This is a genomic window from Buttiauxella cochleicola (genome assembly GCF_021283185.1).
In the GTDB taxonomy this organism is placed as follows: Bacteria; Pseudomonadota; Gammaproteobacteria; order Enterobacterales; family Enterobacteriaceae; genus Buttiauxella; species Buttiauxella massiliensis.
This window is the reverse complement of sequence record NZ_JAJSOS010000002.1, coordinates 390442-406404: the sequence shown is the minus strand read 5'-3', so window position 1 is coordinate 406404 and position 15963 is coordinate 390442. Positions and strand designations below refer to the sequence as shown.

18 protein-coding genes are annotated in these 15963 nt (G+C 49.9%); 13 read left to right on the top strand and 5 right to left on the bottom strand.

Translation table 11 applies throughout. From position 1 onward, the window contains the following. Positions 1 to 88: 88 nt before the first annotated feature. Entirely contained in the window at positions 89 to 1114 is a 1026-nt protein-coding gene (locus LVQ76_RS04835) for an alpha/beta hydrolase (RefSeq protein ID WP_232921170.1), read from the bottom strand. Between the two features lie 272 nt (positions 1115 to 1386). Between LVQ76_RS04835 and LVQ76_RS04830 the strand changes: the two genes are divergently transcribed. The 7 genes from LVQ76_RS04830 to LVQ76_RS04800 all read left to right on the top strand — a co-directional run bounded on the left by LVQ76_RS04830 (position 1387) and on the right by LVQ76_RS04800 (position 7770). Next, on the top strand, positions 1387 to 2553 hold the full coding sequence (locus LVQ76_RS04830) for an aldo/keto reductase (protein ID WP_232921117.1): 1167 nt from the start codon (positions 1387 to 1389) through the stop codon (positions 2551 to 2553). A gap of 14 nt (positions 2554 to 2567) precedes the next feature. Continuing rightward, positions 2568 to 3248, top strand: coding sequence for a heavy metal response regulator transcription factor (locus LVQ76_RS04825; RefSeq protein WP_012606387.1), 681 nt, complete (start codon positions 2568 to 2570; stop codon positions 3246 to 3248). Between the two features lie 15 nt (positions 3249 to 3263). Then, a complete protein-coding gene (locus LVQ76_RS04820) occupies positions 3264 to 4721 on the top strand; it encodes a heavy metal sensor histidine kinase (protein ID WP_232921116.1) in 1458 nt (485 codons plus the stop codon). A gap of 64 nt (positions 4722 to 4785) precedes the next feature. Beyond that, a complete protein-coding gene (locus tag LVQ76_RS04815) occupies positions 4786 to 5265 on the top strand; it encodes a (R)-mandelonitrile lyase (RefSeq protein WP_172893304.1) in 480 nt (159 codons plus the stop codon). After that, a complete protein-coding gene (locus tag LVQ76_RS04810) occupies positions 5243 to 6004 on the top strand; it encodes a carboxymuconolactone decarboxylase family protein (protein WP_232921115.1) in 762 nt (253 codons plus the stop codon). The genes LVQ76_RS04815 and LVQ76_RS04810 overlap by 23 nt, the downstream gene beginning before the upstream one ends. A 9-nt stretch (positions 6005 to 6013) precedes the next feature. Continuing rightward, positions 6014 to 6598 carry a flavodoxin gene (locus tag LVQ76_RS04805; RefSeq protein WP_232921114.1) on the top strand — a complete coding sequence of 195 codons (585 nt, stop codon included), beginning with the start codon at positions 6014 to 6016 and terminating at the stop codon, positions 6596 to 6598. Between the two features lie 107 nt (positions 6599 to 6705). Further along, on the top strand, positions 6706 to 7770 hold the full coding sequence (locus tag LVQ76_RS04800) for an alpha/beta hydrolase (protein WP_232921113.1): 1065 nt from the start codon (positions 6706 to 6708) through the stop codon (positions 7768 to 7770). A gap of 214 nt (positions 7771 to 7984) precedes the next feature. Here the strand turns inward: LVQ76_RS04800 and LVQ76_RS04795 are convergent, their stop codons facing one another. Next, complete coding sequence (locus LVQ76_RS04795) at positions 7985 to 8896, bottom strand: LysR family transcriptional regulator (protein ID WP_232921112.1); 912 nt, start codon at positions 8894 to 8896, stop codon at positions 7985 to 7987. Between the two features lie 105 nt (positions 8897 to 9001). Here LVQ76_RS04795 and LVQ76_RS04790 point away from each other — a divergent pair, with 105 nt between their 5' ends. Then, positions 9002 to 9607: an FMN-dependent NADH-azoreductase gene (locus LVQ76_RS04790; RefSeq protein ID WP_232921111.1), complete on the top strand. Its 606-nt coding sequence runs from the start codon at positions 9002 to 9004 to the stop codon at positions 9605 to 9607. A gap of 253 nt (positions 9608 to 9860) precedes the next feature. On the opposite strand, the gene LVQ76_RS04785 is transcribed toward LVQ76_RS04790, so the two are convergent. Continuing rightward, on the bottom strand, positions 9861 to 10463 hold the full coding sequence (locus LVQ76_RS04785; RefSeq protein ID WP_232921110.1) for a site-specific integrase: 603 nt from the start codon (positions 10461 to 10463) through the stop codon (positions 9861 to 9863). Between the two features lie 302 nt (positions 10464 to 10765). Beyond that, positions 10766 to 11008 (bottom strand): DUF2798 domain-containing protein, encoded by a 243-nt coding sequence (locus LVQ76_RS04780; RefSeq protein WP_232921109.1) that lies wholly within the window; start codon positions 11006 to 11008, stop codon positions 10766 to 10768. Positions 11009 to 11424: 416 nt separating this feature from the next. Here LVQ76_RS04780 and LVQ76_RS04775 point away from each other — a divergent pair, with 416 nt between their 5' ends. Together LVQ76_RS04775 and LVQ76_RS04770 are read left to right on the top strand one after the other, a co-directional pair. Beyond that, positions 11425 to 12276: an aldo/keto reductase gene (locus LVQ76_RS04775; protein WP_232921108.1), complete on the top strand. Its 852-nt coding sequence runs from the start codon at positions 11425 to 11427 to the stop codon at positions 12274 to 12276. A 26-nt stretch (positions 12277 to 12302) separates the two neighbouring features. Then, positions 12303 to 13292, top strand: a complete 990-nt coding sequence (locus LVQ76_RS04770; protein WP_232863659.1) for an aldo/keto reductase — start codon at positions 12303 to 12305, stop codon at positions 13290 to 13292. Between the two features lie 34 nt (positions 13293 to 13326). Here the strand turns inward: LVQ76_RS04770 and LVQ76_RS04765 are convergent, their stop codons facing one another. Continuing rightward, complete coding sequence (locus LVQ76_RS04765) at positions 13327 to 14220, bottom strand: LysR family transcriptional regulator (RefSeq protein ID WP_232921107.1); 894 nt, start codon at positions 14218 to 14220, stop codon at positions 13327 to 13329. A 148-nt stretch (positions 14221 to 14368) separates the two neighbouring features. On the opposite strand from LVQ76_RS04765, the gene LVQ76_RS04760 reads away from it, so the two are divergent. The 3 genes from LVQ76_RS04760 to LVQ76_RS04750 all read left to right on the top strand — a co-directional run bounded on the left by LVQ76_RS04760 (position 14369) and on the right by LVQ76_RS04750 (position 15927). Further along, positions 14369 to 15160: an SDR family oxidoreductase gene (locus tag LVQ76_RS04760; RefSeq protein WP_232921106.1), complete on the top strand. Its 792-nt coding sequence runs from the start codon at positions 14369 to 14371 to the stop codon at positions 15158 to 15160. Between the two features lie 123 nt (positions 15161 to 15283). Then, complete coding sequence (locus LVQ76_RS04755) at positions 15284 to 15535, top strand: YdgH/BhsA/McbA family protein (RefSeq protein ID WP_099462172.1); 252 nt, start codon at positions 15284 to 15286, stop codon at positions 15533 to 15535. Between the two features lie 56 nt (positions 15536 to 15591). Continuing rightward, positions 15592 to 15927, top strand: a complete 336-nt coding sequence (locus LVQ76_RS04750) for a helix-turn-helix domain-containing protein (protein ID WP_232921105.1) — start codon at positions 15592 to 15594, stop codon at positions 15925 to 15927. Positions 15928 to 15963: the final 36 nt, after the last annotated feature.

Below are 15963 nucleotides of genomic sequence, written 5' to 3'. Positions count from 1 at the left end.
GGCGTAATTATCTTTCATCCCGACTCCGTTAATCTGAACGATAAATTCTGGATAAATCGATACCCGCCGGGGTATCGACAGATGCGGATTAAATATTCTTATCGAAGAAGACGTCTAACTTTTGCAAAGCCTTATCAACGTATTCAGGCACCCAATACGTCTCGATATGGGTAGCGCCATCGATCAGGAAGAGTTCTTTGTCCTTCGTACCAGTGGCTTTCGCGAACGCGTCTTCAGTCATATAGAGCGTATCCGCTTTTGTACCGGCAATCATCAGCAGCGGTTTATTGATGAGATTGATATGGTCCGTTACGTCAAAGCTCATCAAATCCAGCAGACTGCTGGTGGTGTATTTGAACGTGGAGTTCGGGTGCGCGTGGGTTTTCCAGTAGTACTCGTAGCCCTGGCGATACAAGGCAAAAGGTAATTTAGCAATCTGTTCATCAGTCAGGTTGGCATCGCCGGAGTAAAGCACTTCTCCTCCGGCGGCTTCCTGAGCACGTGCGTCAGAAGCCTGCTGAAGACGCTGCTGGATAGTATCCAGCTGTGAATCCTGCATACCATTGCGGCGCACAAGGCCTGAATTAAACATGCTGATGGTTGCTATCGATTTGAACCGCTTGTCAGTTTCAGCCGCAACAAGTGAATAACCGCCGCCTCCGCAAATACCCAGCAGACCAAGGCGGGCGGTATCAACCCCCGGATACTGGCTGATGTAGTCAGCCATGCCGTGAACATCTTCAATACGGTTAGCCGGTTTATCCACGCTGCGAGGCATACCACCGCTGGCGCCCTGATAAGCCGCATCGGCGGTAATCGTGATGTAGCCCTGTTCGGCGAGACGCTGGGCATACAACCCGGCGACCTGCTCTTTTACGCCGCCATTAGGATGTGCAACCACCACCGCAGGGTATTTTTTAGCGGGATCATAGTGAGCAGGGGTATAGACATTCGCGGCGATCTGGATGCCATGCAGATCGTATTTCACCGGATGAATGTTGACCTTGCCTTTGACGTTCTCGGTGATGGCACCGTCATAGGCCAGTGTGAATGGATTTTTTTTATAATCAGCCGCATTGACTGAGGTCACTCCGGCCATTGCCGTGAGTAGCATTGCACTGATAAGCGTGAATTTCATGGTCTCTCCCGATGAGTGTCAGCCTGGTTATGCAGGCTCGCGGAATCAAATTTGCAGGCTCAGATTAGGCAGAGAGGGCTGTCAGCATCGTGACAGGGAAATAACATTTTTGTCAGGAAAGGGACCGGGATGGTTAGTGTTTCTGACAACGCTGTCAGGTAACTGTCAGCTTTATGTTGGCAATCAGGAGGCAGAATGGTCTCGTTTAATGTGATTCATGTTCAATTTTCTGAGAAACGGAGCGATCAATGAAAAGCCAGAATGACCCAACAATGCCAGAGCGACGCAAGCTATTAGTCGCCGGGGCGGGTATTGCCGCCGCCTCGCTGCTCCCCCACGTATCGGCGGCGAGCCAATCCTCTCAGGTCGATTCATCCAGACAAACCAGCCAACGCAATGCTACTCCGGGCAAGCGTAAACTCGGGAAGCTGGAAGTCTCAGCTATCGGTCTGGGCGTGCAGAACATGAGTCGTAAATACGACACATCTGTTCCCTGGCGTCCTGAGATGATCAATGTTATCCACCGGGCATTTGATGAAGGGGTGACGTTCTTCGACGCTGCTGAAGCCTACGGTCCCTTTGAAGTCGAAAGAATTCTCGGGGAAGGCGTCGCCCCATTCAGGGACAAAATCGTTATTGCCACTAAGTTTGGCTGGAACATTGACCAGCAGACAGGTAAGCGACTGCCGGGTCTTAACAGCAGACCGGAGCATATCAGACAGGTCGTCGAAAACATGCTCAAACGCCTGCGCACCGATCGCATCGACTTACTGTATCAACACCGGGTTGATCCGCAGATCCCAATCGAAGATGTCGCCGGTGTGGTGAAAGATTTAATGGATCAAGGAAAAGTCCTGCACTGGGGTCTGTCTGAAATGGGCATCAACACGTTGAGACGCGCCCATGCGGCATTACCCGTTACCGCCGTACAAAGTGAATACTCCATGCTCTGGCGCGGCCCTGAAAAGCAGGTACTTCCGGTATGTGAAGAGCTGGGCATTGGTTTTGTGCCATGGAGCCCACTCGGCGTACAGTTTTTAACGGGCTGGATTGATGGAAATACCCGGTTCGCTGCCGGTGATATACGTGCTATAGAAACGCGATTTTCACCCGACAATCTCCCGCACAACTTACAACTCGTTGAGTTGCTGAAAACCTGGGCGATAAGAAAAAATGCCGCACCGGGTCAGATTGCGCTGGCATGGCTCCTGGCCCGTAAATCCTGGATAGTTCCGATCCCGGGCACCACCAATAAAGACCATATGCTGCAAAACACAGCGGCTACCGGCGTGTCGCTGACTGCGGCAGAAATGACCGAGCTCACCCGCTCACTGGATGCGATCACTATCCAGGGGCAACGTCTGCCGGATGCCGTGCAGGTTTATTCCGATGTTGAAGCACCGATGAAAAGTTAAGAGGAAGTCCCGTTATGCGCCTGTTGTTAGTCGAAGATGAAGAAAAAACGTCAACCTATCTCAACCGTGCGTTGAGTGAGTCCGGATTTACGGTAGATGTCTCTGCAGATGGCGCTGAAGGTCTTCATTACGCGCTGGAGTTCGACTACGACGCGATAATACTGGATGTAATGCTACCCGGGATGGATGGCTACCGGGTACTTGAGGGTGTGCGAGCAGCCAAACAGACGCCGGTATTGATGCTCTCGGCTCGCGGCTCGGTCGACGAGCGCGTTAAAGGGCTTCGTCTTGGCGCGGATGATTATCTGCCCAAGCCCTTTTCGCTTATTGAGCTGGTGGCGCGCATTCAGGCACTGGTGCGCCGCCGCGCTACGGATGGCGCAGACATCACCCAACTGCAAATTCACGATCTGCATCTCGACTTACTGGCTCGCCGCGTATTTCGCGCCGGAACGAGACTGGAACTGACCGCAAAAGAGTTTTCCCTGTTAAGCCTTCTGGCCCGGCATCAGGGGGAGATTCTGTCAAAGATGATGATTGCGGAGCAGATATGGGACATGAATTTTGACAGCGATGCCAATGTGGTTGAAGTCGCCATTAAACGACTTCGCGCCAAAGTGGATGCCCCGTTCGATATCAAACTGCTGCATACCGTTCGTGGCATGGGTTATGTCCTCGAAGTCCGGTCCGAATAAATGAAGAGGATAAGCATGCCTAAGCGTTCCATCTCCGTTCATCTGGCGCTGATGTTTGCCTTATCCGCGCTGCTGATTGTCTCCGTTATCGGCATCCTGCTCAGAAGCTCCTTGCATGATTCTTTGCAAAAGCAGATGCATAATGAACTGCTGTTCCGGGAATCATTAATGAGTCCGTGGATCACCGCCCGAACCTCGGCTGACGGCTGGTCTACGCTGGCCAATAAATTTACTGTGTTAACCAATTCTGAAGGTGAACGCGTTCGCTACTGGATAGTGAGCGATAACCCACGCTTTAGCATCGGGGGAACACCACCAGTGGGTGTTCAGTGGTCTTCTTTACAGGAAGGCTTTAATAAAGTGCCCGGTGCATCAGAAGGTGCATGCTCGCTGTTTCTGTTAGTGAAAACCATCCCCGCCAACGGTGAAAGGCCTGAGCTGCGCTATGTGGTTGCTATCGACTCCACACCGTACATGGGAACACTTGATGCGTTCACGCGTACATTGCTGATCATTACCGCACTGGGCGTCGTGATTGTCGCCTTACTGGGATACATCGTATCAAGGATCGGTCTTCGTCCGGTTAGGGCGCTCAGTAAACAGGCCCGGCAACTCGCTCCCGGGGACCATGGTCAGCGCCTGAATACCGAAGCATTACCTGACGAATTACAGCAGTTAGCATCATCTTTTAATGGCGTGCTGGAACGGCAAGAGGTCGCCTGGAGGCAGCTCGAAAGCTTCAATGCCGATGTTGCGCATGAACTCCGGACTCCGCTGACTAATCTGATCGGCCAGACGCAGCTGGGGCTCTCACGCCGACGTTCGCAAGATGAACTGGAAGAGTTATTGGGTTCCAATCTGGAAGAGCTTGAACGTATGACATCTATAGTTAACGACATGCTGTTCCTGTCGCATGCTCACGCGGGTGAACATGCTTCCCAGCTTACGCAGGTGTCCCTGAGAGAAGAAACCCTGAAAACTGCGGAGTATGTTGAACCCTCTTTTGCTGAAAAACAGCTCTCTCTGGATGTTCAGGGCGACGTCACCGTGCACATCGACCGGCGACTGTTCCACCGCTCACTGGCTAATTTACTGGAAAATAGCGCAAGACACTCACCGTCCAACAGCACGGTTACGGTGCGCTTAAGCGAAAAAGGTCATCAGGCCTGTGTCGAAGTTTCAAACCCGGGCGATCCGATAGCACCAGAGCACTTACACCGGCTTTTCGAGCGGTTCTATCGCGTCGACACCTCCCGATCCAGGAGTGATACCCATCATGGACTGGGCCTGTCGATCGTGCGTGCTGTCGCCATTATGCACCGGGGAGATGTCTTTGCCCGTAGTGAAGGTGGCATCAATACATTTGGCCTCACCTTTGCGATACAAGCGGATAAAGTGGCGGGTAATGCTCAATCCAGCGCTGAGTCGGGACAAGGGTTAACTGACAGAATTGTCAGGGGGGCGTCAGCCTGACGTCATTACTCGCTCGATAAAATCATCGCAGGCAATTCCCTCTTCATTGATAAGGACGCTTTGCATGATCGGACATTTACGTTACCTCGGGCTGTTACTGCCCTTCTTCACCTTTTCATCCTGGGCAGCGGAGCAAAATCCTGCTGTCCATATCGCCCCCGCAGGAAGTCAGAATGCGGTGTACGGGCCTGCCGAGAACTTTACCGGTCGCGTCCGGGTTGATCCTCTCTTCAAACCGGATAACGACATCAGTGTTTCCGGGGCTTATGTCACGTTTGAGCCTGGTGCCCGCTCCGCCTGGCATACGCATCCGGCAGGTCAGCGGCTGATTGTGACCTCGGGTGTCGGGCTGACCCAACAAGAAGGCCAGCCGGTGCAGGTTATCCGCGCCGGTGACGTTGTCTCTTGCCCGGCGGGCGTCAAACACTGGCACGGGGCGGCACCCGGCAGCGCGATGACGCATCTGGCGATAACCGGGATTGTGGATGGCAAAAGCGTTAACTGGATGGAGAAAGTGACAGATGAACAATACCACGCCCATTAAAGCATTAGCGGCAGCGGTACTGCTGACCTTTGGTTTTGGTCTCGCGGCAAATGCTGCGCCCGTCAATAAAGGAGCCTCAGAAATGAACCACGAACAAACGGTTTCAGATACGCTGTCAGCCAGCCAACAGGCCATCCCGTTGATTGCGGCATCGATGGCCAGCAGTCAGATGGATAAGCTGAATGCAGCACTGAATCAGGGACTTGATGCAGGACTCACCATAAACGAAACCAAAGAGATTCTCGTCCAGCTTTATGCCTATACGGGCTTCCCCCGTAGCCTGAATGCGCTTAGTGAACTGATGAAGGTCGTCGAAGCACGTAAACAACGTGGCATCGAAGACGTTGAGGGCAAAGAACCGGTCGCCACCATCCCAGTCGGGGATGAGCTTCGCCGTGTCGGTACCGCAAACCAGACAAAAATCTCAGGCGCTCCCGTCCAGGGCCCGCTGTTTGATTTTGCCCCAGTGATTAACCAATTCCTGCAAACGCACCTTTTCGGCGACATTTTCGCCCGCGATAACCTCGACTGGCAAAGCCGCGAGCTGGCAACAGTTGGCGCATTAGCGGCCACACCTGGCGTTGAAGCCCAGCTGTTATCGCATACACGAGCCAGCATGCGGGTTGGCTTGACGGCAGCGCAGCTGCGCCAGCTGGCGCAGGTTCTGCGTGAACATGGCGAAAATGATGCAGCAACGCGAGCTGAAAAGGCGCTGCAACAGGCGCTCGCAAGCAATTAGGAGGTGGTTATGGAGCATGATCCCAACCGCAGAATGTTGATCACCGCACTTGCCGGACTCACGCTGGCGAACGTTTCTCTGGCGACAGCTGCCACCGGAAATGCAAACGTGCAGGGTAAAAGTCGAATTCTGGTGGCGTACTTCTCCCGCAGCGGAAATACACGGGTGATTGCGGGCGTCATTCAACGTAGCCTGAACACCGATCTGTTTGAAATCGAACCGGCAACGGCTTATCCGGAAGACTATTTCCAGACCGTTGAGCAGGCAAAAAATGAGCGTGAGCGGGGAGTAAAACCGGTATTAAAAAATAGCGTCGCAGATATATCACGCTATGAGACCGTGTATTTAGGCTTTCCGATCTGGGGGACCAGCGTGCCGCCTGTAGTGCAAACATTTCTCAGCAGCCACAACCTTGCGGGCAAATTACTGATCCCCTTTATAACTCACGGTGGCTACGGTAAAGGAGACAGCGACGACATCCTTGCCCGTCTCGCCCCAACTGCGCGTAGGGAAAAACCGCTGGTCATTGAATGCGACCAGGAGCGAAGAACAACTGAAACGGTCACCAGTTGGTTAGAAACAATACGCAGTTAATCGTCCGCATTCATGAGTCTGCCAAATAAGGGCAATCAGGGGTGCTAAATAATTAACGCTGACAACTCAGATATGATTGAACAGCAAACATAACAGAGGATGTAATCTTGAAGACGATCTTAAAAACGCTGGCCATTTGCATGATGGCGGGTGGTCTGGTGGCTCAGTCGGTATATGCCGAGCCGCTGGTCATTCAGGAACAGGGAAGCTTTTCTGCTGGTGGCACTATCATCACCGCACCAGGAACATTTGACGCGAAAAAGCCGCTGGACTCAGCTGGCCAAACCTACCATGGCGATCATGCGTCTGTGTTCTACCAAATCCCGGAGAATCCGCATAAATACCCTATCGTCATGCTGCACGGCGCAGGTCAGTTCTCCCGTACCTGGGAAAGCACCCCGGATGGTCGCGAAGGTTTCCAGAACATATTCCTGCGTCGCGGTTTCTCAACCTGGCTTGTCGATCAGCCACGCCGGGGCAGCGCCGGTCGCACGACTGTAGAAGGTACTGTTACGCCTAAACCGGATGAACAGATGTGGTTCAACCAGTTCCGCGTTGGCGTGTGGCCAGAGTATTTTAAAGGCGTTCAGTTCTCTCACGACAAAGAAGCACTGAATCAGTATTTCCGTCAGATGACCCCAAATACCGGGCCGTTTGATATCAATGTCATCTCTGATGCGATGTCCACCGTCGTGGATAAATCCGGCCCGGCTATCCTTTTCACTCACTCTCAGGGTGGCGGACCGGGCTGGTATACGGCGATGAAAAACGACAAGGTTAAAGCCATTGTCGCCTTCGAGCCTGGCAGCAGCTTTGTCTTCCCCGAAAAAGAACTCCCTGCCCCTATGCCAAGCGCGTTCGACACGCTGAAGGGTGAGCCTGTGCCAATGGCGCAATTTATGGCACTGACCAAAATCCCGATTCTAATTATTTACGGCGATAACATACCGGATAAACCTGTCGCCATGCCCGCGCAGGACAGCTGGCGGGTACGTCTGGCGATGGCTCGCGAGTGGCGCGACGTGGTGAACAAGCATGGCGGGGATGTGACGGTAACGCATCTGCCAGAGGTAGGAATCAAAGGAAATACTCACTTCCCGTTCTCTGACCTCAATAATGTGCAGATTGCTGATTTAGTCGGTCAGTTTTTGAAAGATAAAAATCTGCAGTAGGACGAAATAGCATTGAGCTTTCATTATTGAGGGCTCAATACAAACATCAATTTTTTCAAAAAAAATGGGGACGTGACAGTCTGCTGTGAGCGAACAGCGGACGTTGAATATTAAGGCCTTACAGTTGATTAGCCGTCATCCCAAAAAATAACCGGCCTTTGATTAGATTTACCAAATTCAGGGGGTAGAGATTAAAAAGACATCACGGATACTGTCAGATTGAACTGGAAATCAATCCCTGTAGTTCAGAACGAAGCTCATCTATTACAACACGCGTTTTTTGAGGCATCCAGGTAACAGCTGGCCATACAGCGCTGATCTGAAAAGTCGTGTTCGCGCTTCCGGGCAGGATCTCTAGCATTTCTCCCCGCTTAATTTCTCTTGATACTAACCAGTCCGGAAGCCATGCCACTCCAAGCCCATTGTTTACCGCCGCAGCAATGGCTGCGAAATCATCCGTTGAGAAGACTGGAGTTGGATTAAAATCAACCGACCTGCCTTTCTCATCCTGTAGTTTCCAGCTCTGCAGTATCCCACCACGCGCATATCCGATGGCTGGATGATCGCTTAGCTCAGCCACGGTAAGTGGCATTGGCCGATTTTTAAGATATACAGATGAAGCACATATCATCATCCCGTGCTGACTCAGCTGCCGGGCTTTGATAAAACTTGAGTCAGCCAGAGCACCAATTCGCACGGCAAGATCAAATCCTTCCTCAGAAAGATTCACCTGCCTGTCATTGTAAGAAACCTCCAACTGTAGTTGTGGATAGCGCCGGGTCAGATTGAATAAAAGTGGAGTGACGCAACGATGACCAAAGAGTACTGGAAGGCTTAACCTGAGACGTCCCTTTACGGCTTTTTTACCTCGCTGAATTTCTTCTTCTGCTTCTTTTAGCCTGTCCAGTGCGAGACAGGATTGCTGATAAAGAGTCTCACCTTCCTCTGTCAGAATCTGACTTCGGGTTGTGCGTTTGAACAAGGCGGTTCCGAGTTGCTCCTCGAGTCGCGAGATAGTTTTTCCGACTGCTGAGCGAGTGACATACAGCTTCTGAGCTGCTTTAGCAAAATTCCCGCTTTCAACTACTGCGACAAAAACAGGGATACTATTCAGGTCTGTTAACATTCATTGGTTCCACTATGGATACACTCAAAGGATAGAATGTCACTAATGGTGCTCACAGGAAAGTGATAACCTCATTTTTATGAAATTCATTCCGAGGATATTGCTATGAGTAAAGTTTTGATTCTGAAATCCAGCATTAATGGCCAGACATCTTTGACTAATCAACTGATAGATGAGTTAAAAGTGCTGCGTAAAAACGCCGGACATAAAGACACATACATTGAACACGATCTCACCACGATGGGATTACCAAAACTTGACCATTCACTTTTTGCAGCAATGCGGGGTGGGGACGATGCTGAACCCGCAATCCGGCAAGCAATTGCACTTTCTGACAAGCTGATTAAAGAATTAAAAGCCAGTGATTTACTCATTATTGGCGCACCAATGTATAACCTTAATGTACCGACGGATTTAAAAAAATGGTTCGACCTGGTGGCGCGGGCGCGAGAAACCTTTCGCTATACCGAAACCTATCCACAGGGCCTTGTGGAAGATGTCCGGGCTGTAGTGATAAGTTCCCGTGGTGGCGTACATGAAGGGCAACAGACAGATGCTGTGACACCTTACCTACGTTCCGTTCTGGGACTGATGGGTATCAATGATGTCGAATTTATATATGCAGAAGGAATGGATATTAAGCCCCACGGACGCGATACCGGCATTGCTCATGCCCGGCAGTGTCTCGAACAGACGACACTCCAAGCATAAGACCCCAATATATTTAATGGGAGGCCATGCCTGGTTTCAGTGTTATTTGCTCAGCATTCAGGTTATTCCATACGTTAGCTAGCGAACGTAGAGCACTTAATGGCTCAAAAGCAAAGCAGCAATCATCAAATCACATGATTCTGGCACAATATTCGTAACCAGTAAGCGCACACCCTGAATCATTTAAAAGTGTAACTCTCAGGGTGTGAATGACTATATTTGGCACAGGACTGCTATTGCAGCCCTGACAACTTTAGACTTCAATCGACTCAGAGATCTCTAACGCATCATCGACTTCAATGCCGAGATAACGCACTGTGCTTTCCAGTTTCTTATGACCCAACAGAAGTTGGATCACCCGGAGATTCTTTGTCTTCTTGTATATCAGGTAGGGTTTTGTTCTTCTCATGGAATGAGTGCTGTACAGCGAGTCTTCGAGACCAAGCTTTTCTACCCATCCATGAAAAATACGGTTGTATTGCCGGGTTGAAATGTGTTGGCAAGAACCGACCCGAGATTGGAACAAGTAGTCTTTACTGTGCAGATTACCCCGCTCTATTAGCGCTGCAACTGCTTCTCTTGTCCCTTTAGTTATCTCAAATTGGACGGGGCTACCGGTTTTCTGTTGTAACACTGTTGCTCTGCTCGAAACAGAACAGCCATATGCAACATTTGATACTTTGAGTTTTACCAAATCACAGCCCCGAAGTTTACTGTCTAAAGCCATGTTGAACAGAGCTAGATCGCGCGTTTTGCCCTCCAGTTCAAGTCTAATTCGGATACCCCAGATATGAGATATCTGAAGCGGTCTTTTTTGTCCGATGATACGATTTTTGTTCCACGGTGACGTGTTCATGCTCAAACCTCCTGCAATGTGGGAGATTTAAGTATGATTGTCCCTTATGAGCGAACTGCGGAAGTTAGCCTCACACGGGTAATCAGTTTGTAGGAAGATTTCTAAAAGTGAATGGCGCGGATTACAGGGATACTTACAATAACGCCTCACTGTGCGAACCGTATGAAAAAGCCCACTCATGGTGGGCTTAAAACCAAACTATTGTCGTTCAGCCTGCGGTAGCGGCATGCAGTTAATTAACTAAAACCCCCTACTGGTTGCGTTTTTACTAGAGGTCTAACACTCCCGGCTCCAGCAGATATTCACTCAGCTCTGACGAGATCACGATTAGCCATCAACCGTCCGGCCATCATGAAAGCCAACGGCGACACGACCAAAGAAAAACAGAAGGCTACCGGCCAAGCAATAATAAACGAACTGGCCCAAGCATCCACAAAGGTGGAGCTCATACCGAGATGAAGAATGGAGAAGAATCCAGTCATAAGGAAGGCCATCATCCCGGAGATGAAGACTTGGGCGGTGATCAAAACTTTCTTGCTGTGCATGCAAATATTCCTTTTACGGAGGTGCGAGCATGGACAGCATATAGCTACCCACGGCATCACACCCAAATTGATTAGGGTGATGCCGTGGGTTCTTAAAATAGACTAATTCTCGCAAGATACGAGGGTCGGAATAACCAAACCGACCGATCATTTTTCGGCACAAGGATTCTAAGTGTCACTCGGTAGCAAGTCAACGTGCTCAAAAAAACGAACTTGGCATACAGTTTCGTACAGCTCCCCCCACTTACAATTGATTTACTTATTCTGCTTTGAAATGACCGCTGTTGGCACGCAGCGGACCTTCAGCCCCTCAAAATTAATGAACACATCTAATAAGCCCTAGCTAATTACCCCATCTAATCGAATAAATTACTTTGCGTTATGCTTTTCCTACACAACAGCTGAAGGATAACGTCATGCAAACTGTAAAACTGAACAACGGTATTGAAATGCCCCTGCTGGGCTTTGGTGTCTTCCAGATGACGGATGCCGCAGAATGCGAAAGAGCCGTTATTGATGCCATCGATACAGGATACCGCCTGATCGATACCGCTGCGTCTTACCAGAATGAAACCCAGGTCGGGAACGCACTGAAACAGACCGGTATTGCCCGTAACGAACTCTTTGTAACGACCAAACTTTGGCTACAGGATACCAATTACGAAGGCGCTAAAGCACAGTTCGAACGCTCCCTGAATCGGCTGCAACTTGATTACGTCGACCTGTATCTGATTCACCAGCCTTACGGCGATGTCCATGGGGCATGGCGTGCTATGGAAGAACTGCAGCAGGCAGGCAAAATTCGCGCCATTGGTGTCAGCAATTTCCATCCTGACAGACTGGCCGACCTTATCGCCTTCAACAAAGTTGCCCCTGCGGTAAACCAGATTGAAGTTAACCCCTTCAACCAGCAGCTGCATGCTGTTCCATGGAATCAAAGCCGTGGCATTCAGCCAGAAGCCTGGGCACCGTTTGCGGAGGGTAAGAATGGTCTGTTCCAGCATCCCGTATTAACGGCGATTGGTCAGAAATACGGCAAAAGCGTGGGTCAGGTGGTTCTGCGTTGGATCTTCCAGCGAGGCATCGTTTCACTGGCGAAATCGGTGCGTAAAGAACGCATGGCAGAGAACATCAACATTCTCGATTTTGAACTCAGCTCTGAAGATATGCTGCAAATTGCCGCCCTCGACACCGCAGCCAGTGCCTTCTTCTCTCACCGCGACCCGGCGATGGTGGAATGGCTGACTGGCCGCAAACTTGATGTTTAAGACCCGATAAAAGAGGTATTTATTCAATGCAAAAACGTTATCTGGGTCAATCCGGGCTCGAAGTCTCAGCGCTTGGACTCGGCTGCATGGGCTTAAGCCACGGCTACGGCCCGGCGACCGATACCCGTCAGGCTATCGAGCTCATTCGCGCTGCGGTTGAACGTGGCGTCACCTTCTTCGATACCGCCGAAGTATATGGCCCCTTCCTTAATGAAGAGGTTGTCGGCGAAGCCTTAAAACCGTTTCGTGACCGTGTGGTCATTGCCACTAAGTTTGGTTTTACTTTTGGCGACGACAACAAGCAGCAGATTTTAAACAGCCGTCCGGAGCATATCCGTGAAGCTGTGGAAGGATCATTACGCCGTCTTAAGACTGATGTCATTGACCTGCTGTATCAACACCGTGTCGATCCGGATGTCCCGATTGAAGATGTTGCGGGTACGGTAAAAGACCTGATAGCTGAAGGCAAAGTTAAACATTTCGGTCTGTCCGAAGCGGGTGCGCAGACCATTCGTCGTGCCCATGCCGTACAACCTGTCACGGCCCTGCAAAGCGAATACTCAATGTGGTGGCGCGAGCCTGAGCGGGAGATCCTGCCTTTACTGGAGGAACTGGGCATTGGTTTTGTGCCTTTCAGCCCATTAGGTAAAGGCTTCCTTACGGGCTCGATTAAGCCAGGAACTACTTTTGGGAAGGATGATTACAGAAGCCAAGTGCCGCGTTTCGCCGAGCAGGCGATTGAAGCCAATGAAAAGCTGGTCTCATTGCTGGGTGAACTGGCTGCAGAGAAAGGCGTGACGTCTGCGCAAATTGCGCTGGCATGGCTGCTGGCACAAAAGCCGTGGATTGTTCCTATCCCTGGTACCACCAAACTACACCGGCTGGAAGAAAACCTGGGGGCTGCCGACATCATTCTTTCGCAGGATGACTCACGGCAGATAACCCAGGCGCTTGAAACGATTAAAGTCGTTGGCGAACGTTACTCTCCTGAGCACCAGGCCCGCGTAGGCCGTTAATATCCGGACGGGTCCGCTGAGATTGGCGGACCCTTTATTCCTGATAGCGAAGTGCATCGATCATCAGCGCAAAAGCTGGCGGATGCTGCTTACGGCTCGGGTAGTAAAGATAATATCCGGGGAAAGACGGACACCAGTCCTGCAGAACCTGAATAAGCTCTCCTGACTTTATATAATCCTGCACCCTGTCTTCAGGTATACAGGCGATGCCAAAACCGGATAAAGCCGCATCAATTCTTTCCGCCTGCAGATTAAACGTTACCTGCCCTTCCACTCTGACCCGTAACGGTTTCCCATCCTTCTCAAACTCCCAATGGTAAAGTCCACCGGCAGTCGGCAGGCGCATATTGATACACCGATGGTTTTGTAGCTCGTGCGGTGTTTCGGGTACGGGGCTAGCGGCAAAATAGGACGGTGCTCCCACCACTGCCATACGCATTTCCGGTCCAATCCTCACCGCGATCATATCCTTATCTACGCTTTCGCCAAGGCGGATCCCCGCATCAAAACGCCCCTCAACAATATCGACAAAACCGTTATCAACCACCAGTTCGAGATTAATTTCCGGATATTCCCTGAGGAAGGATTTTAACTTCGGCCATACCAGACTTCGCGCTGCATGCTCCCCGGCAGATAAACGGATATTGCCGGAGGCATTGCCGTTCAATTGAACAAGCGATTCCAGCTCCTGCTCAAGATCGGCAATACGGGGTTCAAGGCAGGCGATAATTCTCTCACCGGCTTCTGTAGGGGCAACGCTTCGGGTCGTGCGGGTCAGAAGGCGGATATTCAACCTTTCCTCCAGTGCCTTCATCGCGTGGCTGAGTGCAGATTGAGAAACGCCCAATTTACCCGCTGCTTTGGTAAAACTTCGCTCCCTTGCTACCACAAGAAAGATTTGCAGTTCGTTGAAGTTTTCTTTGAGCATCGGCAATTTCCTAGTGGAGACATTCCCTTCAACGCGCACTCATGAAGGGTGTTCATAGACACAATCATTTTAGCCCCATTACTGACAATAATGATAATTGATATTCTGACTGTATCGAAAATAAGTCTGAATTATCAGAAGGTTTATCATGAAAATACTCGTTGCAGGAGCGACAGGAACTATTGGTCTTCATGTCGTGAATACCGCTATTGAAATGGGCCATCAGCCCGTAGCGCTGGTCAAAAATAAACGTAAAGTAAAATTGCTTCCTCGTGGAACGGATGTTTTTTACGGCGATGTTTCAGTGCCTGAAACACTCACCGATTTGCCGAAAAATATTGATGCCATCATCTTCACTCTCGGTTCCGATGGTCAGGGTCGTATTGGTGCCAGAGCGGTAGATTACGGCGGAGTGCGCAATATTTTACGAATATTCAAGGATACGCCTGTTCGTATCGGCCTAATGACCACAATTGGCGTGACTGAACGACTCAGCACCTGGAATCAACGCACTGAGGTTCATGACTGGAAAAGACGTGCCGAGCGTCTGGTAAGGGCGAGTGGTCATCCCTATACCATCGTCAGGCCCGGCTGGTTTGATTACAACAATGATGATGAACACAGAATCGTTATGCTTCAGGGAGATCGTCGCCATGCAGGAACACCGGAAGATGGTGTGATATCCCGGGAGCAAATAGCCCAGGTTCTGGTCAGTGCTCTGACTAACGACGCGGCAAGAAATAAAACGTTCGAGCTGGTGGCTATACCAGGAGAAGCACAGCAGGATCTTACCCCACTGTTTGCAGACCTGCAGACTGATGATCCACAAAAAAATGATGGGGTTCTGGACATAGACAATATGCCTCTGCGTGAAGAACCTGACTGCATTATTAACGAGCTGAACCTGTATTCAAATAAATTAACCAATCTACAACCCTGACAATTTTGTCTTATAGCGGTCAGTCTCATGACAGCTTAGGTTTGTATATTTGAATGTACAGAGAGGATAGTTCCCCTGATACGAGTCCAGTTTCAAACATAAATTTTAAAAGAGGTATTAGATATGAAATCACTACTTATTACTTCATTGGTCATGGGATTTATTGCAGTGAATGCTGCATCTGCCGCTCAGGAAATTAACCATGCAGATGGGAAAGAAAAGTTAGGTGTAGTCTCAGCCAGCAATGCCTATACGCTTGATGAATTATCGAATACGCTTTCTCGTAAGGCTGATGAGCAAGGGGCAACGTCATTCAAAATCCTGTCGACAACGGGGGATAACAAGCTACATGGGGTTGCTGAAATCTATAAGTAAATCATTAGCATCCTGAACAGGATGTGTCACAGCCCTCTTATAGTGAGCGTCGATTTATGTTCAGAACAGAAGACATCATCGATGAGATAACCAAATGGATTGATTCAAACTTGCATAAGCCGCTGAAGATAGAGGATGTTGCTGCGCGGGCAGGATACTCCAAGTGGCATCTTCAGCGGATTTTTGTACAGGTAAAAGAAGTTAGTCTTGGAACATATATTAGAGATAAAAAACTTAAACTTGCAGCTAAAGATCTTATCGAGACTAATGAGCCAGTGATGGGTATAGCCTATAAATATGGATTCGATTCACAGCAAACATTTACGAGAGTTTTCTCTAATAAGTATAAATTGCCACCACTAAGATATAGAAACGCTGAAAAGACAAGATAAATAGATACTTCTTAATTGGATTTAAGCCCTCAAAAT